This is a genomic window from Pseudarthrobacter xylosi (assembly GCF_055412765.1).
This window is the reverse complement of record NZ_JBVAYT010000002.1, coordinates 465,125-487,223: the sequence shown is the minus strand read 5'-3', so window position 1 is coordinate 487,223 and position 22,099 is coordinate 465,125. Positions and strand designations below refer to the sequence as shown.

The following is a 22,099-nucleotide window of genomic DNA, read 5'->3' as shown; positions in this document are numbered from 1 at the left end:
GGGCCGAGGAGGAAACAATGTCCAGCAAGACCACCGAGTCCGGCAACGCCACGGTACAGACCCCCCAGAACGAGAACAGCCTCCTGGGCAGCATCCTTCTGTTTGTCCCCATGATGGCGCTGTTCCTAGGCTCCATCTACTCCCTGTCCTTCCTCACGCTCGGCAACCCGTGGCCCATGGCCGTCTGCCTGGGCCTGTTTTTCTTGGCGTTCTGGATCCCGCAGACCATCACCGGCCGCTCCGATTCAGCCGGCGGCAAGTAAGAACCCTCAGTAACTTAAGAGGCTGCGGCCCCGGATATTCCGGGGCCGCAGCCTTTTAAGCCATGGACTGCACCAGCCGTGTCAGCCCACGCCAAGCAATCGGCCGACCGTGGTCTTTCCGATCGCAATCGCGGCGGGGAAATGTGCCTTCGCCAACGACCACGCCGCTACGCACATGCCCACCATCGCGTAGGCGCTGACCGGGATCAGGACCAGCCACTCGCGCTTGGAACCGGCGCGGCCCAGCAGCGGCAGGGAAAAAGCGCCGTTGGCTTTCCAGATGTCGTTGAGCCCTGGCAGCTTCCGGAGGAACTTCGGTGGCTTGATGACGATCGGCCAGAGCAGCGGCACACCTCCGGTGGTGATCATGTCCCCCACGATGTGGACCACTACCCCGGTCAGCATCGAGACGGGCAGCCAGGTCCACTGTTCCGGCGCGAACCAGGTCACCAGTCCGGCCATGGCCAGGGCAAAGATCCAGTTGCTGATAAATCCGGATTTGGGAAACAGCTTCAGCGCCTTGGCCGCAATGTTGATCATGAACATACACAGCAACCCGGCGCCCACCGACAGCAGGCCCCAGTCCGTCTGCAGCTGGAACTGCCCGGCCATCATGGCCAGCAGCACAAAGCACACCGCCCCGAGCACCGAGTGGGTGCCTTGCCGGTGCCCGCCGCTGGCGTTTTCAATACCCACGGCAATCAGGTTGGAGAGCGGCGGCAGTGAGTTTGCCACCGTGCTGTGGCGGTGGTCCCAATCGCAGACAAGCGCCGTCCCAGCCGTCGCCATCCCGCCGATGAGGATCCCGGTGGCGTCCAGCGGATACCAGCCCAGCGTGTACGGTCCCGTTGAAGCAATAGCTACCCACGCCGCGGCTCCCGACGCGGCGTGATGTCCTCCCATCAAGCTCTAACCTCTTACTGCCGGAGCGGCGAGAGGCGCGTCAGAGAAAATGTTGCGGATGACCCCGTTGGCCCATTCAAGGATTTCGGCATCCTGCAGGTCGCGGCCGCCGATCCTCGCTGTCTTGGGCTTCGGAATCAGCACCGCGTCCAGGGCAGGCTTGGACTGGGAACCCGGGTACATCCGGGTTAGCCGCATCAGTTTCGATTCCGGCAGCTGCGCCGGCGAGAACTTGATGAAGTTCCCTTGCAGCGCGACGTCGGACAGGCCGGCTTCGCGGGCGCCCACCCGGAAGCGGGCCACGGCGATGAGGTTCTGTACCGGCAGCGGCGGTTCGCCGTAGCGGTCCACAAGCTCGGCCAGGACCTCGTCGATGGCCTCATAGGTCACCGCGGAGGCCAGCTTCCGGTAGGCCTCCAGGCGAAGCCGCTCCCCGGGCACAAAATCGTGCGGGAGGTGGGCGTTGACCGGCAGCTCGATCTTCATTTCGGCGGCCTTTTCCTCGGCGTCGCCGCGGAAGTCGGCCACTGCCTCACCCACCAGGCGGATATAGAGATCGAAGCCAACACCCTGGATGTGGCCAGACTGCTCGCCGCCCAGCAGGTTGCCGGCACCGCGGATTTCAAGGTCCTTCATGGCCAGCTGCATGCCGGCGCCGAGCTCGTTGTGGGTGGCGACGGCTTTGAGCCGTTCCAGGGCCACCTCGCCCAGGGGCTTCTCGGACGGGTACAGGAAGTAGGCATAGGCGCGTTCACGGCCGCGGCCCACCCGGCCGCGGAGCTGGTGCAGTTGGGAGAGGCCGTATTTGTCCGCCCCGTCCACGATCAGCGTGTTGGCGTTGGAGATGTCCAGGCCGGTTTCGATGATGGTGGTGCACACCAGGACGTCGAAGCGCTTCTCCCAGAAGTCCACAATGATCTGCTCCAGCCGGCTCTCTGACATCTGCCCGTGTGCCACCTCCACGCGCGCTTCCGGAACCAGTTCACGGATCTTCGCGGCCGTCCGTTCGATGGTGGACACCCTGTTGTGGACAAAGAACACCTGGCCTTCGCGCATCAGCTCACGCCGGATCGCCGCCGAGGACTGCTTGTCCGTGTACGGGCCCACATAGGTCAGCACGGGGTGGCGTTCCTCCGGCGGCGTGGCCAGCGTGGAGGTTTCGCGGATGCCCGTCAGGGACATCTCCAGAGTCCGCGGAATCGGGGTGGCGCTCATGGCCAGCACGTCCACGTTCGTCCGCATCTTCTTCAGGGCTTCCTTGTGCTCCACGCCGAAGCGCTGTTCCTCGTCCACAATCACGAGGCCCAGGTCCTTGAACGCGAAGTCCTTGGACAGCAGCCGGTGGGTGCCTATGACCACGTCAACGGAGCCGCTCTTGACGCCCTCCACGGTTTCCTTGGTTTCCTTGGTCCCCTGGAACCGGGACAGGGCCTTGACGCGCAAGGGGAAGCCGGAGAAGCGCTCGGTGAACGTTTCGTAGTGCTGCTGGGCCAGCAGGGTGGTGGGCACCAGGACCGCCACCTGCTTCCCGTCCTGGACCGCCTTGAACGCGGCCCGGACGGCGATCTCGGTTTTGCCGTAGCCCACGTCGCCGGACACCAGGCGGTCCATGGGGATTTCCCGCTCCATGTCCGCCTTGACTTCGTTGATGGTGGTCAGCTGGTCCGGCGTCTCCACGTACGGGAAGGCCTCCTCCAGCTCACGCTGCCACGGGGTGTCCGGCCCGAAGGCATGTCCCTTTGAGGCCATCCGCGCGGAGTACAGCCGGATGAGTTCGCCGGCGATCTCCTTGACGGCCTTGCGCGCCTTGGATTTGGTGCTGGCCCAGTCGGAGCCGCCCATCTTGCTGAGCACCGGGGTGTCTCCGCCGACGTAGCGGGTCACCTGGTCCAGCTGGTCCGTGGGGACAAACAGGCGGTCCCCGGGGGCGCCTCGCTTGGACGGGGCGTATTCCAGGACCAGGTATTCGCGGACGCCGACTGAATCCTTCGAGCCGCCGACTGCGATCTTACGCTGGATGAGTTCGATGAAGCGGCCAATGCCGTGCTGTTCGTGCACCACGGAATCGCCGTTGACCAGCTGCAGCGGGTCCACGGCGTTCCGCCGCTTGGACGGCATGCGCCGCATGTCCTTGGTGGAGCCCGCGGACGTCCGTCCCAGCAGGTCCGCTTCGGTGAGCAGCCCCAGCTTGAGGCTGTCCAGGACAAAACCGCGTCCGACGGCGGCAGTAGTCACCTCGATGATGCCCGCCTGCGGCTCCTTCTCAAGGGTGTCCACCCTGGCACAGGGGATGTCGGCGTCGTGGAACAGTTCCGCCAGGCGCTGCGCCGGTCCGGGTCCCTCCGTGGCCACCACGATCCGCCACTGGTCCCGGACGTGGGAGCCGATGAAGTCCATCATCTCGGCCACATCGCCCTGGTACCCGCGCGGTTCCCGGGCGCGGAGGTTGAGGACGTCGATCTCCGGCAGCAGCTCCTCGTCCGTGGCCAGTGACGAGATGGACCACCAGGACACCTCGTGCTCCAGCGAGAAACTCCGGGTTTCGGCCAGGGAACGGAAACTGGCGGAGTGCAAGGCTTCTGACGCCTGCGAGCTGAGGTCCAGTGGGGCCGTGCCCCCATCGGATGCCGTGGACCAGGCAGCTTCCAGGAACTCCTCGTTGGTGGCCGCAAGATCATGTGCGCGCCGGCGGACCTTTTCCGGTTCTATGATCACCGAGATGGACCCGGCGGGCAGCTGCTCCACGAACGGGACCATGGCATCCACCAGCACCGGGGCCAGGGACTCCATCCCTTCCACGGCGATGCCGCCGGCGATTTTCTCCAGCATGTCCGCGGCCGCGGGAAGCTGCGCCTTCAGCGTGGCCGCGCGCGACATCACTGAAGGCGTGATCAGGATTTCGCGGCAGGGCGGGGCATGGAGTTCTGTGGGGTGATGCAATCCGGGCGCCGACAGCGAGCGCTGGTCGGCCACCGCGAACCAGCGCATCTGGTCCACCTCGTCGCCGAAGAACTCCACCCGGATGGGATGGTCCTCGGTGGGCGGGAAAACGTCGATGATGCCGCCGCGGACGGCAAACTCGCCACGGTGGGTGACCATGTCCACGCGTGCGTAGGCCGCGTCCGCGAGGCTCCGCACCACATTGGAGAACGGCATGTCCTGTCCCACCCTCAGCGTGACCGGAACCAGCTCACCCAGCCCGGCGACGATCGGCTGGACCACCGCCCGCACCGGCGCCACCACCACACGCAGCCGGCCCGCCGTCGAACTTTCCGGGTGCGCCAGGCGGCGCAGGACGGACAGCCGGCGGCCCACCGTGTCCGAGCGGGGTGAGAGCCGTTCATGCGGCAGTGTTTCCCAGCTGGGGAACTCGGCCACCGAATCGGCCGGCAGGTAGGCGCGCAGGGCGGCCGTCAGGTCCTCTGCCTCGCGTCCTGTCGCGGTGACTGCCAGCACCACTGGGGGGAGCCCGCCGTCGGGAGTTCCTTCTTCGGCAGCGGCGGCCAGGCCGTCTGCCATTTCCGCCAGCAGGACGGCGCGGAGTCCTGCCGGCGCGCTGATCTGGTAATCCTGTCCCCGGACGTCAAACCCCCTGGCCGCCTCCGCCTGCACCCTGGCGAACGTCTGGTCTGCTGCCAATACACGGCGCAGTCCGGCAAGCGAGGGACCGGCGTGGGGCGGGCCAGGATGGGACGGGCCAGTGGGGCTCATGGCGGAAACTCCTGTGGGTTCAAGGGATCGCAGGCAACACGAAAGCCCGAAATTCTCTTCGAATCCCGGGTCTTCCCAGCCTACCCCCGCGGCACGGCAGATTAGGCTTTCAGGACCAGGGCCGTCCGAACACCCCGCCGCTCCGAATCTCAGTATGACAAGAAGGAGTCAACATGACCGGCACACCCGAGACATCCCAGCCCGGCGCAGCCAAAACTGTCCTGGTGACCGGCGCCACCGGCTACATCGGTGGCCGCCTGGTCCCCCGACTGCTGGAGGCCGGCCACACCGTAAAGGTCATGGTCAGGACACTGGCCAAGATCGCCGGCGTGCCGTGGCTGGGCAAAGTTGAGGTGATCCAGGGCAGTCTCGACGACGGGGCTTCCCTGCGCCAGGCCCTCGGCGGCGTCGACGTGCTGTACTACCTCGTCCACTCCATGGCCGCCGGCGCCGGGTTCGAATCCAAGGAAAAGGCCATGGCGGAAACGGCCGCGAGGGCTGCTGCCGCCACCGGCGTGAGCCGGATCGTCTACCTGGGCGGCCTGCACCCTGCCAACGTGGAACTGTCCACCCACATGCGCTCCCGGGAAGCCGTGGGGAAGGTGTTCCTTGACAGCGGGGTGGACGCAGTGGTGTTCCAGGCCGGGGTGGTGATCGGTTCCGGGTCGGCGTCCTTCGAAATGATCCGCCACCTGTCCGAGACGCTCCCGCTGATGCCGGCACCGAGCTGGGTGCGGAACAAGATCGAAGCGATCGCCGTCCGGGACGTGCTGCACTACCTTGTGGGCGCTGCCTCCATGGACGGGCCGGTCAACCGCACGTTCGATATCGGCTGCCGGCAGATCCTGAGCTACGCGGGCATGATGAAGGAATACGCCGCCGAGGCCGGGCTGCCGTATCGGGTGGTCCTGGCGCTGCCCATTCCTGCCCCGAAGCTTGCTGGCATGTGGGTGGCCCTGACCACGCCTATCCCGCTGTCCATGTCGCTGCCCCTGGTCGAGTCGCTGCAGCACGATGCCGTGTCCCGCGAGCACGATATTGATGCCCATATCCCCGTACCGGCCGGCGGCCTGACTCCGTACCGGCGGGCGGTTGCCCTCGCCCTGGGCAAGGAGCGCGACGGCCAGGTGGAAACCACGTGGTCAAATGCCGGGGCGGACGCCGATCCGCTGCCCAGCGATCCGGACTGGGCAGGCCACACGGTCTACGTGGATGAGCGGACGTTCCACGGGGATGTTGACCCTGCCCATGTGTGGACCATCATCGAAGGGATCGGCGGCCGGAACGGCTGGTATTCCCTGCCGCTGGCCTGGCGCGTGCGTGGCTGGCTGGACAAGCTCACCGGCGGCGCGGGCCTGCTGCGGGGACGCCGGCATCCCGGCACCCTGGCCTCTGGTGAAGTGGTGGACTGGTGGCGTGTGGAGCGGATAGAGCGCGGAAAACTGTTGCGCCTCCGCGCGGAGATGCGTGCCCCCGGACGAGCCTGGCTTGAGCTGTCCGTGGAACCTGACGGGACGGGCAGCCGCTACCGGCAGCGGGCCATTTTCTTCCCCAAGGGCCTCAGCGGAAAGCTCTACTGGCTGGCCGTACTGCCGTTCCACAGCCTCATTTTTCCGGCAATGGCACGGAACATCACCACGGCGGCGCAGAAGATCGCCAGCGCCGACAGCGCGGGGGCCGGTTCCAACAACCAGCAAGGCTCCCCGTAGGATGTGGGGAGCAAAAGCGTTCTGACCTACACATCACTGGAGGACCCATGGCACTGAGTGCAACCACCACCCTTCCGCACGCCGTCGGCAGCGTCGCTGCTGTCTTTATCAACGAGGACTTCCAGCGGCACACCAGCCAATTCGTTGGCGGCACCCTGGAGTCCTTCGAAGTGGCCGGAGACGTTGACGGAGCATTCAGCACCACCTCGGTCCGCACCCTGCCCACCACGCGACTCCCGGAGATCGCCCGTAAGTTCGTGGGCGAAAAGCTGACCGTGACGCAGGTTGAGAACTGGGAGGCCCCCGCGGCCGACGGTTCCCGACAGAGCAACATCACGCTGAAGATCGCCGGTGCCCCGCTTGATGTGACCGCTGTCCAGCGGCTCGTCGCCGAGGGCAGCAGCACACGCATTGAACTCGAAGGCAACGTCACGTCCTCTGTTCCCTTCCTGGGCGGCAAGATCGCCGAGGCGGCCGAGCCCATGGTGTCAAAAGCCCTGAACATCCAGTCCCAGCAGGCCCAGGCCTGGCTCGAAAGCCACTAGGCCGTGCAGCTCCCCTTGATTGCGGGCTGCCTGCTGATCGTTGCCGGCGTCTGGTCCCTTGTGGTCTGGCCGCAGTTCCTGCGCCGCGTGATGAAGGACCCCAGGGCGCGGGACGCCGCCGGCAAGGCCACAAAGTTCCTCACCGTCCACGTGGTGCTGGTCAGCATCTCGATGGTGTTGGGAGCTGCCACCGCGGTGATCGGGGTTATGGGCCTGCTCGGGTAGGCTGGTAACAGGTGCGCCGGGAAGTCTGGTCGGCAATATTTTTGTCGACCCCTTAATTCCAGGAGCCAGTCATGGCCAAGCACCCTTCCCGCCCCGCCTTCGCCGCTAAGGTCCTCAGCCGCTCAAGCTACCCTGAATTCCTACGGATCTCCGCGATCCTCAGGCTGGAAACCGCCGGCGGCGCCCTCCTGTTGTTGGCGACTGCTGCGGCACTCCTCTGGGCCAACTCGCCGGCGGCTGAGGGCTACTTCGCACTGCGGGACCTGAAAATCGGATACGAACCCTGGCACCTCCGGCTCTCCCTGGGGCATTGGGCCTCCGACGGTCTCCTGGCCATCTTTTTCTTCCTGGCCGGCCTGGAACTCAAGCGGGAGTTTGTCTCAGGCGAACTCCGCAAGGTGTCCAAGGCGGTGGTTCCCGTGGCCGCGGCCGTCGGAGGGGTTGCAGTTCCGGCTCTGATCTACACGCTGGTGAACCTGGGCCAGGGCGCCGAGGGCCTTCGTGGCTGGGCAATTCCGACAGCCACCGACATCGCCTTTGCCCTGGCCGTCCTGGCCGTCATTAATACGCACCTGCCTGCCGCCCTCCGGACCTTCCTGCTGACCTTGGCCGTGGTGGATGACCTGCTGGCCATCGGCATCATCGCTTTCTTCTACTCGTCCGGGCTGCAGCCGCTCTTCCTGTTGGCGGCACTGGTTCCGCTGGGGCTGTTTACCCTGCTGGCCCAGCGGAGGGTCCGTAGCTGGTACCTGTTGGTGCCGCTGGCCGCCGCCACTTGGGCACTCGTGCACGCCTCCGGCATCCACGCCACCGTCGCAGGTGTGCTGCTCGCCTTTGCCGTGCCGGTCCTGGCGTCACGGAAACGCGGTGAGTCGGGTTCCGGCATGGCTGAGTCCTTTGAACACCGGCTCCGCCCGCTTTCGGCAGGTTTCGCCGTCCCGGTCTTCGCCTTCTTTTCCGCCGGAGTAGCCGTGGGCGGCCTCGACGGCTTCCGGTCGGCTCTGGCGGATCCGGTGGCACTGGGAATTGTGGCTGCCCTGGTAGCCGGCAAGACGATTGGTGTGTTCGGCACTACCTACCTCATCACAAAGACCACCAGGGCAAAGCTCGACGACGGCCTCGCCTGGATCGATGTTGCAGGCCTTGCAATGTTGGCCGGAGTGGGCTTCACGGTGTCGCTGCTGATCGCCGAGTTGAGCTTCGGTGCAGGCTCGGCGCACGATGACCACGCGAAGGTGGCCATCCTCACCGGATCACTGGCGGCAGCCCTCCTGGCCACCGTGGTGCTCCGGCTGCGGAACCGGCATTACCGCGCAACGGAAGAGGCGGAACGACGTGATGCTGACGGCGACGGCGTCCCGGACGTTTTCGAGCAGCGGGGCTGACGGCCGCTGCCCGGCCTCGCACGGGATCCGAGCCGGCTTCGGACCGTGCCGGCCTAGGTTGCCTGGTTCAAAGCGTCCTCGGCAGCCACCCAGGAAATCATGGCGCACTTAACGCGCGCGGCGTAGCGGGCCACACCTTCGAAAGCCGCGGCGTCGCCGAGGATCTCGGGATCGGCTTGGATCTTCCCGCGTGAGCGGAGCAGTTCGCGGAAGTTGCCGATGACGGCGCGGAGTTCGTCCACGGTCATTCCCTCCGCGAGCTCGCTGAGGACCGACGCCGACGCCATCGAGATGGAACAGCCTTCGCCGTCCCAGGAAATCTGTGCCACCTTGCCGTTTTCCACGGCCACCCGCAGCGTGACTTCGTCGCCGCAGACCGGGTTGAGCTGGTGGGACTGGCCCGTGGACGCCCCCGCGGGCGCTGCGACTCCCGCCAGTCCACTGCCGTGGCGGACCTTGGAATGGTCAAGGATGATCTGCTGATACAGCTGGTCAAGGCTCATGGAGGTCTACCTTTGGTGATCGCGCTAGACGCGGAAGTAGGAGCGGACGCCGGCGACGGCTTCCAGGAAGGCGTCGACGTCGTCCGTGGTGTTGTACAGGTAGGCGCTTGCCCTGGTGGTGGCAGTCAGGCCCAGGCGCCGGTGCAGCGGCTGAGCGCAATGGTGACCCACCCGGACGGCGATGCCCCGGGAATCCAGGAACTGCCCGACGTCGTGCGCGTGCACCCCGTCGACGTGGAACGCGGCAAGGCCGATCCGTTCCTGTCCTGCGGCGGGCCCCAGGACCCGGATGCCGGGAATGGACTCCAGCCCTGCCACCATCCGCTGGCCGAGCTCCGATTCCCAGCGGTGCACGCGGTCCAGGCCGGTTTCCGTGAGGTAGTTGGCCGCGGCGGCCAGGGCAACGGCCTGCGAGATGCGCTGGGTACCGGCCTCGAAGCGCTGCGGCGCGGGCAGGTACTCGGCCCGTTCCATGGTCACGGTGGTGATCATGGAACCTCCGGTGAGGAACGGCGGCAGGACGTCCAGGAGGTCCTGCTTGCCGTAAAGGACACCGATTCCGGTAGGCGCCAGCATCTTGTGGCCGGAGAAGACGGCGAAGTCGACGTCAAGCTCCTTGACGTTCAACGGCATGTGCGGTGCGGACTGGCAGGCGTCCAGGACCACCAGGGCCCCTGCCTGCCGCCCCAGCGCGACCAGTTCCTGGACGGGATTAATGGTGCCCAACACGTTGGAGGCGTGGGTGAAGGCCAGGACCTTGGTTTTGCTTCCCAGGATTTCGGCCGCAACGTCCATCCGCAGGGTACCGGAGTCGTCGATGGGGATGTAGCGCAGTGTGGCGCCGGTGCGGAACGCCAGTTCCTGCCAGGGGATCAGGTTGGCGTGGTGCTCCATTTCGGTGACCACGATCTGGTCACCCGGGCCCACTGCGAGGTCTTTCAGCCGGGCGTCACCGCGCCCGTGCGCGGCCCAGAGCGCGGCGTTGGACAGTGCGTAGCTGACCAGGTTCAGGCCTTCGGTGGCGTTGGAGGTCCACACCGTTTCGGTGTAGTCGGCACCGATGTAGTCCGCGATGGTCTGGCGGGCATCTTCGAAGACTTCTGTTGCTTCCACGGCGAGGTAGTGGGCACCGCGGTGTACCGCAGCGTTGCGCTGTTCGTAAAACTCCTGCTCAGCTTCGATGACGCTCAGCGGGTTTTGCGAGGTGGCGCCCGAATCGAGGTACACCAGGGGCTGGCCGTTGACCAGCTGGCCAAGTACGGGGAAGTCGTTTCGAATCCTGAGGACTTCGGCGTTATCCATGGCCGGCACTGCGCGTTCCAGCGTGGCAGGCGTTGATACTAGGGCCAAAGCTAACTCCTTGAGATGCCAATGGATTGACACTCAATTGTCCCACAACACCACTGTGGCGGCGGCCCGATGGGCTACCGCCACAGCAGCTCCGGGCTTCAGCCCGCGGAAGTGAGGGCCGGCGACGGCTGGGGGGAGAGTCTCGGTCTCAGAAGACTCTGACGTCGCCGACCCCGTTTCGATCCGGCCGCGAGGGCCGGAAGCTTGCGTCAAAAAGAGGCCTAAATGCCTGGCCGGTCCGCGGTTCGGTGATTCCGGGTTTTCCTGCCGTACTAAGTCAACCGCATACGCAAGCCCCGCACACGAGTAGGCAGTACTCTACTTTTTTGCGCCTGGGCTACGGGTTACGCCCCGCGGCTACGCGTATCTGGAAGTCTGTACGCAGGGGCCCGGACGGACGGCGTCGGTGCGCAACGTTCCAAATGCACGACGTCCGCACGCAGGCCTAGTGCGGAAGGGCTGTAGCCAGTTCGTCGCGGCTCCGCACGCCGAGCTTGACGTACGTGCGGTAAAGGTGGCCCTCCACAGTGCGCACGGACACCATGAGCTTTTGTGCGATCTCCCTGTCGGTGAGGCCTTGCACAGCAAGCTCTACGATGTCCTGTTCCCTGCGTGTGAGGTGCACGCTGGGGGCTGCCGCGATGAAGTGGCCTTCCCGGAACCGTTCCCCCAGTTCGTGGTCGCACTTCTCCCGCAGGGCCACTGCCTGCCGGGCCCGCCGGCGCTCCCCAGAGCTCTCAAGGACGGTGCTCGACCGGGCATAGGCTTCCCGCGCAAGGTTGACGAATCCCGAGCCTTCGAGCATTGCCGCCGTGTCCATGATGGAATCCGCGTCAGCGGACTCCCAGTGCTCCGCCAGGGTCAGCATGGCAGCGGCCCACCGGCCTTCAACGTTCCCCGCCAGGGTGTGGACCAAAGGGATCACGGAATGATCGCCGAGGTCCCAACAGAGAGCCAGGAGCTCCAGAAGTGTCCCGGCTCGGCTGGTCACCCCGGGCGTGGTGGACAGTGTGTGGAGGGACGCCAGGCCTTTCCCGTCATGCGCCACATACTCTGATGCTGCAGCGGCGTAGGCCGTCGCAAGGAGTCCGAAGCCGGTGGAGCCCAACGGTGAATCCTTGTAATCCAGCTCAAGCCGGCCGGCCTGGGCGGAGTCACCGAGCCTCGCCGCCACATAGAAGGCCAGCCCGGAACCAAACCGGAACAGCTGCAACGGGTCGTTGAGCCGCAAGGTCTCCACAGCTGGCAACAACGTTTGGTAGGCGCGTTCCATCCGCCCCTGCCGCAGCAACGAGTAGCCACGGAGTACCTCGAGGCTGCCGCTGAAATACGCGACACCCCGCGGCTGTCCGGCGGCGTAGTTCGCCAACTCCCGTTCCGCCGAGTCCCACTCCCCCATGGCCAGGTAATCCGCCACCAGGCGGCCGAGGACAAATTCATTGAAGAAAAACACGCCACCCTGCAGGGCCGGAAGTTCCGAGGCCGCCAGCAATGCCGCTTCCAGCCCCTGGACGGCACGTCCGGCCGAGGCGTGGGCATGGGCCAGCAGCGCGAGTCCCACAGCACGCAGGGCGTCCTCCGTGGCATCACCGGCGCGGCTGCTACGAAGTTCCTGGACCTCGGCCTCCAAAGCCTGGAGGTTGCCGGCTTCGCCGAGTTCCAACAGGCGAAGCAAGCACTCCTGCCAGAGCTTGGCAGGAGCACCTGGTACCTGTTGTGAATCCGGCGGGACGGCCAAGGGGCCGGCCGTCATGGCGCCGGCGCTCATAAGCGCTTCGCGGGAATCGGCCGCGAATACTGTCAGCGGCGTCCCCAGAGCCTGGTGAGCCATCGCCCTGAGCATCAGGACCGGTACAGCCCAGGGCCCCTTCCCCAGCTGCAGCCAGCACCCGTCCAAGAGCCTGGCCGCACCACCGAAGTCGCCCTCATTGAATAGGGCCCTTGCCTGGACAGCCTGTGCCTGCGGCACGAGGTCCGGATCTGCGACCTTTGCCGCCATCATCCGGGTGCTCCAATTTCGGGAGTGGACCAAGGCGGTGCCAGCGGCCTCGAGCAGCTCGGGATCGGATACTTTCAATCCACATTCGAGGGCCCATTCCACGGCCCTCATCCTGCCCTCAGACCCATCGGGTGCGGTTCCCAGCTGATCCCTGATCTTTTCAAGCAGCTGCAGGCTCCGCGACACCGAGATGCTGGTTCGGAGCGCCTCTCCGAAGACGGAGTTCCAGATCCGGAGTTCGGCCGGACTGCCGGAATCTTCGACGATCATCTGCTGGTCCAGAAGCGTCCGTACCAACTCGGCGCCAAAGGTATCCTCGATCACCTTCCGGCTCACCGGCCCGGCGAGGGCAACAAGTTTCAAGACTTCCTGCTCTTCCGGGCCGCGGCGGATCATATCCTTCACCACTACCTCGGTGAGCCTGGGGCCGTCGGCAGGCAAGGGGCCCAGCAGCATCCAGATCCCGTTCCGCTTCGCGAGTTGGCCCCGTTCTGCGGCATCGTGCAGCAAGGCATCAAGAATCCGCGGATTTCCGCCGGATGCACTCCAGATAGTGTCAATGGTTCCAGCGGGGACTGTTCCATCTAGTGCATGGGAGAGGACTTCCTCGATCTGCTCCCGGTTCATGGGACGCAGATCCACACGGTCAGCCAGGCCGTCGTACCAGAGCTGCGCGAGCGGCTGCGGCAGCCCGGGCCGCGGCCTGCCGGCAGCAAGCACCGTTGCCCAGCCGGCCGAGATCATGTCGGCCACAATGCTGGCCGTTGCCTCGTCCAAGTGATGGGCGTCATCCATCATCAGAAGCAACGGGGTCTCTTTGCCGCCTTTCAGCGTCTCGAAGTACCTCCACACCGACCGCAGCACAGCCACCGGAGACACCGAGTCCTCGGCTGTGAGCTCCGCGGTATAGGGTGCCAGAACTCCAAAGGGAACGCCGGACAGCGACGAGCTTCCATGGATCTGAACAATAATCATCTCCTGGGCAAGCCGCTCGGTGACGGCCTCGGTCAGCGTTGACTTCCCGATGCCCGGGCCAGCCATGAGGAACACTGCCTGGCTCGTGCGGCTGCGGATGATGTTGCAGATCCGGTCCAGCGGTTCACGCCGGCCCGTGAGCAGTCGGTACGGCGGTCCAGGTTTGGCTGCGTGGCCGTTATACGAGTCCAGTCAGATCACCCCTGGATGTCACTCCGAGCTTGGTAAAGACCTGGTAAAGGTGTCCTTCCACAGTGCGCACGGACACTCCCATCTCTACGGCAATATCACGGTTGGACGCGCCCCGGCCTGCCAGCCGCGCGATCTGCCTCTCCCGGGCGGTCAGGAGCGGGCTGCCGCTGCTCGGTACGATCGGCAGGCTTGCAACGGTGGCCGCGAGGATGTCGAGCCGGGCCTGTGCAGTCCTGGCGGAGATCGAGTCACCGGCCTGCCGGGCGTAGTCAACGGCCAGCGCCATGCAACGGGCCTCAACGGCATCCAGTTCAAGGGTGGCCGCCAGTTCCCCGCCAGCAAGCAAGGTTTTGGCATCGCGGGTCCGGCTGCCCACGGCGATCAGCCGAGAAATTTCCGCCAAGGGGCCCTGGCGATGCCCGGCCACTTGTTCCATCAGCCGGAAGTCAGCTTCGGTGCCGTTGACTGTGGCTCCGAGCAGGCTGATGCCGGCAAGGGTGAACGTGCCTGTTGAGATGTCGCGGCGGGCGGACTGCTTAAGTCGGGCGGCTGCGTCGCTGTCCCCCAGCCAGCGGGCGGCCATATGAGCACAGAATTCAGTGCGGCTCCGGGTGGCATGGTCAGCGGCACCTGCTGTCCGCTGCAGCCTGTCAAGATACTTCCGGGACTGCCCGGCATTGCCGATCTGCGCATATGCCAAGGCGATGGCAGCGTAGGCTGCGCGGAGCATGCTCTGGACGGGCCGCAACTCCAGCTGCGCGGCGGCCGAGAGCAACGAATCGAGGGCCACGGCGCCGCGGCCCGAGTACACGTAGGCGATACCGGCTGCGAGCTCCGCGGCGGCGCTCCGGTAAGGGAGCCGGTGGAATTCGCGCGCGGACGGCGGATCCAGCAGGTCGATGCACCGGCGCCACTGCCCTGCCATCAGGAGCACGTTGTACGCCCTGCCGGCGAAGTTCTCACGCAGCCCCACGATCTCGGCGGCGTCCGAGATCTGCCCGCCCAGCTGCCTCATCAGGCTCAGTGCGTCCATTTCCCGCCCCGTCATGGACAGTGCGCTCATAAGGATTACCGCTGAGTTCATCCTGAACCAGGTGTCCGGATTCTGCCCGGGGTCCGCCGCGGCTTCCAGCGCCGGCAGGGCGGCGGCATAGTCCCCCACGAAGGCCTGGAACTCGAATTCGCTCAGGCTGATCCGGTTGGCCGCAGCAGCCAGCGGCTCCGGCCAGCCCTTGGCGATTCCCGGTTCCACGCCCAGCCGCTCCCGTGCCGCCTGCAGTAGTGCCGGCACCCGGGCGGTGTGTTCGGGGAGCCAAACCATAACCCGTGATTTGGCCGCGACCACCCGGGCGAACTCCTCAACGTCCAGGTTGTCCAGCTGGGGCTGGGAAATATCGTCCAGTGCCGCCATGGCCTGCACCGGGAGGTCCAAGAGCAGGTACGCTGCCGCCTTCTGCCGCTGGGCTGGCACCCACTGAGGGTCATTCCGCTTAAGTGCGTCGGCGTACTTGAGGGCAAAATGAGGGTCAAAGAGCTGCACTGCGGCTGCGGCAGCGGCCAGCGCCATGACCGGACTCAACTCAGCCTCGCATTCCTGGGTCCAGGCGGCGAACGCCATCAACTCCTCCACCGTCATCACGGCAGGGTCAGGCTCGTTGCCGCCCAGGAGGAGGCTCCGCAACTCCCGTCGCCGAGTGATGCTCAGCCAGGACCGGACCACGTCGCCGAGGTATTTTTCGCGCAGCGAAACCCATCGGTGGTCCGAAGAATCGATCTCCAGCAGGCCAGAATCCTCCATGTCCGCCACCACACTGGCACCGTAGACAGTGGTCAGCCTGGACAGTTCCACGCTGCGGGCGCAGGAGAGCATCTCAATGACATGCCGTTCCTCCGGAGACTTCCGCGTCCACTGGGATCGGACGATGTCGTCAAGGCTGGCCGCGCCGTCGAGCACCACCTTGTCCCGAAGCGTCCAGACGGAGTCCGAAAGAACCAGGTTCCCCGAATGCTGCTGCTCTGTGACAAGCGCTTTCAGGAGCAGCGGGTTTCCGCCGACCATGGTGTGGAAGGTGCTGACCAGGGAGGCCGACACCCGGTGTCCCAGCAGGGAGAGCAGCACCTGGCGGGTCTGCAGTTCATTGAGGTTGTCCAGCCTGACCTCGGTGAGCCGGCGGTCGCTGAGGAGCCAGTGGAAGTCGGCCGGAAGGTCGCTGATCGAGGGTGCCACGGCCACCATGCGGGCTGTACCTGTCAGAAGGATGTTAAGCAGGACGCCTGCGCTCATGTCATCAATGCCGCCGGCGGTGTCCAGGGTGATGACACACTGGCGCCCCGCGGCATCACTTTTGATGAGGGATGTAATGCCGCGGAGGATTGCTGTGGGCGAACCCATGTACGCCTGGGGAAGGCGGGCCAGCAGGAAGGCCAGGCAACCGTAGGGCGTTGTTCCGGACGACGGTCCGCTGCGCAGCTGCATAGTCCAGATATCCGGGCCCAGCTCGGACACGGCTGTCCGGGCCAACGAGGACTTGCCGACGCCGCGTCCGCCGGTGATGACGACCCCCAGGGAGTCGAGGCTGGTCAGGGCCGTACGAACCGCTTCGAGGTTGGCGCTCCGCGCAGGCACGGACCATCGCTGCGGCTCTGATACGCCAACAGTGTCGGTGCGCAGCTCAACGTCGTTGAGCGGTGACCCACGTCCCCAGCTGAGTGGCTCGATTGACATGAACTTGTCCCCTACATCCCACTAAAGCGGGATAAGCCCCATCGCTCCCCCGCTTAGGAAGAAGACTACCCCTTGGCACACGCAGGTAAACAGGGACAGGCGGTTTTAAGTTTTATTGCTGAACGTCTGACCTGGCCGGATGGAACTTCTGCTGGGCCGCGGTCAGGCCCTCCCTGACCAGTAATTCCACAGCATCGGCCGCCTCATCGAGCAGGAACGGAAGGTCCTTGCGCTCTGCAGTGCCAAAATCGCGCAGGACATAGTCTGCAGTGTCCATCCGTCCTGGCGGACGGCCCACACCCACCCGTACCCGCAAGTAGTCCTTGGTAGCCAATGCCTTGGACATGTCCCGGAGTCCGTTGTGGCCGCCCTCGCCGCCACCGCATTTCAGCTTGATGGTGTTGAACGGGATATCAATCTCATCGTGCACCGCAACAACATGGTCAGGAGCAATGCCGTAAAAGTTCGCCAAGCCTGCCACCGGGCCGCCGGAAACGTTCATATAGCTCATCGGCTTGGACAGCACCACCCTGGGGCCGCCAATCCCCAGCCGCCCCTCGAGCACCTGGGCGCGCGCCTTGTGTGTTTTGAACTTGCCGCCCATCCGGGCCGCGAGTTCGTCCAGGACCATCTGGCCGACGTTGTGCCGGTTGCCCTTATATTCAGCCCCGGGGTTTCCGAGGCCAACGATCAGCCAGGTGTCAGTCATTATTCAATCCTAAGGTGGTCCGGACATGGCTGTGGCCGGACCCTGACAGGGTCCGGCCACAAATCAAACTGTGCCGTTATTACTCGGCTGAGACTGCGGCTGCGGAATCAGCCTGTGCCTCTTCGTCAGAGACCTCAGTGGCCTCGGAGATGTGGACAACCAGTGCGTCGGCGTCGGCCAGCAGGACCGAACCCTTCGGCAGGACCAGGTCGGAAGCGTGGATGTGCTGTCCGGCGGAGCGGCCTTCGATGTCGACCTCGATGGCGGTGGGCAGGTGGGTTGCCTCGGCCTCAAGGGAGATGACGGTGAGTTCCTGGTTGAAGACGCTGCCCGGAGCCAGTTCGCCAACGATGTGGACCGGGATGTCCACGGTGACCTTCTCGCCCTTGATGACGGTCAGCAGGTCGATGTGCTCGATGATCTGCTTGATGGGGTCGCGCTGGACGTCCTTGACCAGGGCCAGGTGCTCTTCGCCGTTGACGTCCAGGGACAGCAGGGCGTTGGCTTTACGGACTGCCAGTGTGGTGGCCTTGGCCGGAAGCGTGATGTGGAGCGGCTCTGCACCGTGGCCGTAGATGACGGCCGGGATCAGGTTGGCCATGCGGGCGCGGCGGGCGAAGCCCTTGCCGAATTCGGTGCGGATTTCTGCTGCGAGCTTCTGCTCAGACATGTGTATCTCCTCGAAAGACTAAATGGTGTTCAGCAAGGGCGGAGGTCCGTTACGACCTTCAACGCCGGGCGGCCGTGAGGCGGCCCTTCCAGAAGGGAGATTCAGACCCAGTCGATAACGGAGACCTGCAGTCCGGTTTTCCGGTTGCTCTCCCTCGCCAAGGTGTCGTCAAACAGCTTAGCAGCGCCGGGCCCAATTATTGAAAAGAGCGGTGGTTGAGCCTGTCTGGTTTCGACGGGCTCAACCACCAAGAGCGTCAAAAATCAGGCGTTGCCGTCGAACAAGCTGGTGACCGAACCGTCGTCGAACACTTCGCGGATGGCGCGGGCAATCAGCGGCGCGATGGACAGCACCGTCAGCTGCGGGAACTGCTGGTTCGCTGTGAGGGGCAACGTGTTGGTGACCACCACTTCTCGGGCGCCGGACTCTGACAGCCGCTGTGCCGCGGGCTCGGAGAACACAGCGTGCGTCGCGGCGATGATGACGTCCTTCGCCCCGGCGTTCTTCAGGACCTGGACCGCTCCGGAAATGGTGCCGCCGGTGTCGATCATGTCATCGATGAGGACGCAGGTCCGGCCCTCGATCTGGCCCACGACAGTCTTGGAGACGGCCTGGTTGGGAACGGTGAGGTCACGGCTCTTGTGCACAAATGCCAGCGGCGCTCCGCCCAGGCGTTCGGCCCACTGCTCCGCGACGCGCACCCGGCCGGTGTCCGGGGACACCACGGTGACGTTGTCCGCGGCGACGCGGGTGCGGATGTAGTCCGCCAGGAGGGGGATGGCCATAAGGTGGTCCACGGGCCCGTCGAAGAAGCCCTGGATCTGCGAGGTGTGCAGGTCAACGCTCATGATGCGGTCAGCACCGGCGGTCTTGTATAGGTCCGCTACCAGGCGGGCGGAAATGGGTTCGCGGCCGCGGCCCTTCTTGTCCTGCCGCGCGTACGGGTAGAACGGGGACACCACCGTGATCCGCTTGGCGGAGGCCCGCTTCAGCGAATCGATCATGATCAGCTGTTCCATGAGGTGGTTGTTCAACGGCGCCGGGTGGGCCTGGATGACGAACGCGTCCGTTCCCCGGACACTTTCGCCGGCGCGGACGTAAATCTCCCCGTTGGCGAAGTCATAGGCATCAACCGGCAGCAGCTCGGTACCCAGCTCCTTGGCGATTTCCCGCGCCAGTTCGGGGTGCGCCCGCCCAGCGGCAAGCACCAGCTTCTTCTCGCCGCGTGCCGTAATTTCGCTCATTATCGCTGGTCCTCTTCTGTCGATGCTGGGGTATGTGAGGAATCTGAGGCGGCCGCCTGCGCCAGTTCAGCCGAGCGTGAGCCGGGGCGGTTGGCCACAACCCATCCCTCGGAGTTGCGCTGTGCTGCAACGGACAGGACGAGTGCCCCTGCCGGGACGTCCTTGCGGATCACCGCGCCGGCGCCGCTGTAGGCACCGTCCCCCACGGTGACCGGTGCAACAAAGACCGTGTTGGAACCTGTGCGGACGCCCGAGCCGATCACCGTGCGGTGCTTCTTCTCGCCGTCGTAATTGGCCGTGATGTTGCCGCAGCCAATGTTGGTGTCCTCGCCAATTTCGGCATCGCCGGCGTAGCCAAGGTGGGAAAGTTTGGAGCCTCGGCCAATCGTGACGTTCTTGGTTTCGTAGAACGCACCGATCTTGCCGGTGTCACCGAGCACGGTGCCGGGACGCAGGTACGTGAAGGGGCCGACGGCGGCGTCCGCACCGATCACGGCACCGGAACCGTGTGTGCGGGTCACTTTGGCACCCTCGCCGATGCGGACATCGGTGAGGGTGGAGTCGGGGCCGACGACGGCGTCCCTCGCCACGGTGGTGGCTCCGTGCAGCTGCGTGTTCGGCAGGATACGGACGTCCTCGTCCAGTATCACGGTGGAATCGATCCAGGTGGTGGCAGGGTCAACTACGGTGACCCCGGCGCGCATCCAGGCTTCAACGGTGCGGCGGTTCAGTTCCGCGCCAAGGGCGGAGAGCTGCACCCGGTCATTGGCGCCCTCCACCTGCCAGCGGTCCTCGGTGACGACGGCCGCAACGCGGCCGCCCGACTGCCGCGCGAGGCCCAGTACATCGGTGAGGTACTTCTCGCCCTGCGAATTGTCAGTGGTGATGTGGACAAGCGCGTCACGGAGGACATCGGCGTCGAAGGCGTAGATCCCGGAATTCACCTCGCGGATCAGGCGTTCGGTTTCCGTTGCATCCTTGTGTTCGCGGATGCCCGTCACGGACCTGTCATCACCGCGGAGAATGCGCCCGTAGCCTGTGGCGTCATCCAGCAGGGCGGTGAGCACCGTGACGGCATTGGCCTCCCGCTCATGCGTGGCCACCAGGTCCGCCAACAGGCTGCCGGTGAGGAGCGGAACATCGCCGTAAGTGACCACCACGGTGCCTGCGAGCTTTTCCTGGGCATCCAGCGCTTGCACGGCCACCTCGACGGCGCGGCCGGTGCCGGGAACGTCGTCCTGGTCCACAATCAGGGCTTCGGCGTCCAGCTCGTTCAGGTGGCGGGCAACCAGGTCCCGCTCGTGGCGGACCACCAGGGCCAGCCGTCCGGGATTAATGCTGCGGGCCGCCAGGAGGGCGTGGCCCACCATGGACCGGCCGCCGATCTCGTGCAGGATCTTCGGGGTACGGGATTTCATCCGGGTACCGGCGCCTGCTGCCAGAACAATGACGGCGGCTGGGCCGGTAGTCTCGGGGATCACGTACGGGTTCTCCTTGCTTGGTTGCGCGTTGCGCTGGGCGCGGTGCCTGCCCGGCCAAATCGCTGGCGGGGCACCGTGTTCATCCTACTGGACGGTCTTCGCACAGCAGTTCCGCCCATAGGATTCGAACCTATACTCCACGGCTCCAAAGGCCGGGGTGCTGCCATTACACCAGGGCGGACCATGCCAGAGGCGCAAAGGCCAAGGCACAAGTATTTATTTTGCCATGCCTTCAGGGCAGCCCGCGACATTGGCAGGAATCACGGCCGCCGGGCCTCTGTCCCGCCACCGGTTCCAACCGTTTCAGCGGCGCTAGGGCATGATGGAAAATGTGAGCAATAACCCTCCCCGGACCCGGATGACCGGCGTGCAGCGGCGCAGCCAGCTCGTCGACGTCGGCCGCGGCCTTTTTGCCGCGCGCGGGCTCGACGGGACCACCATTGAGGAAATTGCGGCCTGCGCCGGTGTGTCCAAGCCCGTGATCTACGAACATTTCGGGTCCAAAGAGGGCCTCTACACGCAGGTGGTGGACTTCGAGTTCCACATCCTGCTGGACTCGATCACCGCTGCCCTCACCGAAGAAGGAAAACCACGGGTCCTGGTGGAACGCGCCGCCCTGGCCCTCCTCACCTACATCGAGGACCGGGCGGAGGGTTTCCGGATCCTGATGCGCGACGCACCGCCGTCGCAGCCCGAAGGCGCCTTCTCCACCCTGCTGTCCCAGGTCACCGCACGCGTGGAACACATCCTGTCCGACGAATTCCACCGCCGCGGCTTCAGCGCCCAGGACGGCGCCATGTACGCCCAGATGCTCGTGGGCATGGTGGCCATGACCGGCCAATGGTGGCAGGACAGCCGCCAGCCCGACAAACACACCGTGGCCGCGCACCTGGTCAACCTCGCCTGGAACGGCCTCACCGGCCTCCAAAAAGACCCGGAGCTGAAGTCCGAGGTCTGAGCCTGGTTGCGGTCCTTGTGGTTACCTTCGCGGCGCAGGAGCCCTTCGCCGTCGCTTAGCGCGTAGGTCCCTTCCCAACACTCGCAAGCTCGCGTCGGGGCCCTCGGGACGACGCTTACAGCGCAAAGGTGACGCTACGGTCGCTGGGCGACCTACACGCCACGATGCGCCGCAATGCGCGACTACGCGAAGGCCCCCCGCACCGCTATTGCCGCCACCTCTGTTCGAGCGTCCTCGGCCGCGCCGCCATAGCCGACACCTCTGTTCGGGCGCCTCCACAAGTTACCCTGCCGAACGTTCCGCTAGTTGCCTGCTGTTCCACGGCGGGAGGTGAGGTACGTTGCCGGAGGTGGTCTATCGGGAGGTGACGTACCTCGCCGGAGGCGGTCCTTCCGAAAGGAGCGCATCGCAGGGCATCGGGGCGCGGAGGTCGCCAAGCGACCGGAGCGGCCCATTTGCCCTGTGTCTAAGCGACGCGGAAGGGCCGGTTCCGGCGCCCAAGCCGCGCAAACAACGAAGGGCCGGCTCCGGCACCCAAGCCGGAGCCGACCC

The 22,099-nt window shown here is 65.4% G+C and carries 16 protein-coding genes and 1 tRNA gene; 6 read left to right on the top strand and 11 right to left on the bottom strand.

What is annotated here, in order from left to right; genetic code table 11:
- Positions 1-17 precede the first annotated feature (17 nt).
- On the top strand, positions 18-263 hold the full coding sequence (locus tag ACZY1F_RS06300) for a hypothetical protein (protein WP_254747855.1): 246 nt from the start codon (positions 18-20) through the stop codon (positions 261-263).
- 81 nt (positions 264-344) lie between these two features.
- Here ACZY1F_RS06300 and ACZY1F_RS06295 read toward each other — a convergent pair whose 3' ends face one another.
- Complete coding sequence (locus tag ACZY1F_RS06295) at positions 345-1,166, bottom strand: metal-dependent hydrolase (protein ID WP_463940885.1); 822 nt, start codon at positions 1,164-1,166, stop codon at positions 345-347.
- 6 nt (positions 1,167-1,172) lie between these two features.
- Positions 1,173-4,877: a transcription-repair coupling factor gene (gene mfd, locus ACZY1F_RS06290; protein ID WP_463940884.1), complete on the bottom strand. Its 3,705-nt coding sequence runs from the start codon at positions 4,875-4,877 to the stop codon at positions 1,173-1,175.
- A gap of 173 nt (positions 4,878-5,050) precedes the next feature.
- On the opposite strand from mfd, the gene ACZY1F_RS06285 reads away from it, so the two are divergent.
- From ACZY1F_RS06285 to nhaA, 4 genes are all read left to right on the top strand, one after another.
- Positions 5,051-6,586 (top strand): SDR family oxidoreductase, encoded by a 1,536-nt coding sequence (locus ACZY1F_RS06285; protein WP_463940883.1) that lies wholly within the window; start codon positions 5,051-5,053, stop codon positions 6,584-6,586.
- Positions 6,587-6,633: 47 nt separating this feature from the next.
- Positions 6,634-7,131 carry a DUF2505 domain-containing protein gene (locus ACZY1F_RS06280; RefSeq protein WP_463940882.1) on the top strand — a complete coding sequence of 166 codons (498 nt, stop codon included), beginning with the start codon at positions 6,634-6,636 and terminating at the stop codon, positions 7,129-7,131.
- A gap of 3 nt (positions 7,132-7,134) precedes the next feature.
- A complete protein-coding gene (locus ACZY1F_RS06275) occupies positions 7,135-7,356 on the top strand; it encodes an SCO4848 family membrane protein (protein ID WP_463940881.1) in 222 nt (73 codons plus the stop codon).
- A gap of 71 nt (positions 7,357-7,427) precedes the next feature.
- Positions 7,428-8,741 (top strand): Na+/H+ antiporter NhaA, encoded by a 1,314-nt coding sequence (nhaA, locus tag ACZY1F_RS06270; RefSeq protein WP_463940879.1) that lies wholly within the window; start codon positions 7,428-7,430, stop codon positions 8,739-8,741.
- Positions 8,742-8,794: 53 nt separating this feature from the next.
- On the opposite strand, the gene sufU is transcribed toward nhaA, so the two are convergent.
- The 9 genes from sufU to ACZY1F_RS06225 all read right to left on the bottom strand — a co-directional run bounded on the left by sufU (position 8,795) and on the right by ACZY1F_RS06225 (position 20,770).
- Entirely contained in the window at positions 8,795-9,244 is a 450-nt protein-coding gene (sufU, locus tag ACZY1F_RS06265) for a Fe-S cluster assembly sulfur transfer protein SufU (protein WP_463940877.1), read from the bottom strand.
- Between the two features lie 24 nt (positions 9,245-9,268).
- A complete protein-coding gene (locus ACZY1F_RS06260) occupies positions 9,269-10,594 on the bottom strand; it encodes a SufS family cysteine desulfurase (protein ID WP_463940876.1) in 1,326 nt (441 codons plus the stop codon).
- A gap of 445 nt (positions 10,595-11,039) precedes the next feature.
- Entirely contained in the window at positions 11,040-13,712 is a 2,673-nt protein-coding gene (locus ACZY1F_RS06255) for a LuxR C-terminal-related transcriptional regulator (RefSeq protein WP_463941138.1), read from the bottom strand.
- Between the two features lie 34 nt (positions 13,713-13,746).
- Positions 13,747-16,485 carry a LuxR C-terminal-related transcriptional regulator gene (locus ACZY1F_RS06250; protein ID WP_463940874.1) on the bottom strand — a complete coding sequence of 913 codons (2,739 nt, stop codon included), beginning with the start codon at positions 16,483-16,485 and terminating at the stop codon, positions 13,747-13,749.
- A gap of 112 nt (positions 16,486-16,597) precedes the next feature.
- Positions 16,598-17,194: an aminoacyl-tRNA hydrolase gene (gene pth / locus ACZY1F_RS06245; RefSeq protein WP_463940872.1), complete on the bottom strand. Its 597-nt coding sequence runs from the start codon at positions 17,192-17,194 to the stop codon at positions 16,598-16,600.
- A gap of 79 nt (positions 17,195-17,273) precedes the next feature.
- The gene (locus ACZY1F_RS06240) at positions 17,274-17,864 is read right to left on the bottom strand and encodes a 50S ribosomal protein L25/general stress protein Ctc (RefSeq protein WP_463917201.1); all 591 of its coding nucleotides are present in this window, start codon (positions 17,862-17,864) and stop codon (positions 17,274-17,276) included.
- 263 nt (positions 17,865-18,127) lie between these two features.
- Positions 18,128-19,108, bottom strand: a complete 981-nt coding sequence (locus ACZY1F_RS06235; protein ID WP_056348072.1) for a ribose-phosphate diphosphokinase — start codon at positions 19,106-19,108, stop codon at positions 18,128-18,130.
- Positions 19,108-20,589, bottom strand: coding sequence for a bifunctional UDP-N-acetylglucosamine diphosphorylase/glucosamine-1-phosphate N-acetyltransferase GlmU (gene glmU, locus ACZY1F_RS06230; protein ID WP_463940871.1), 1,482 nt, complete (start codon positions 20,587-20,589; stop codon positions 19,108-19,110). The genes ACZY1F_RS06235 and glmU overlap by 1 nt, the downstream gene beginning before the upstream one ends.
- 109 nt (positions 20,590-20,698) lie before the next feature.
- A tRNA-Gln gene (locus tag ACZY1F_RS06225) sits at positions 20,699-20,770 on the bottom strand.
- Between the two features lie 150 nt (positions 20,771-20,920).
- Here ACZY1F_RS06225 and ACZY1F_RS06220 point away from each other — a divergent pair.
- Complete coding sequence (locus ACZY1F_RS06220) at positions 20,921-21,547, top strand: TetR/AcrR family transcriptional regulator (RefSeq protein WP_463940869.1); 627 nt, start codon at positions 20,921-20,923, stop codon at positions 21,545-21,547.
- Positions 21,548-22,099 lie beyond the last annotated feature (552 nt).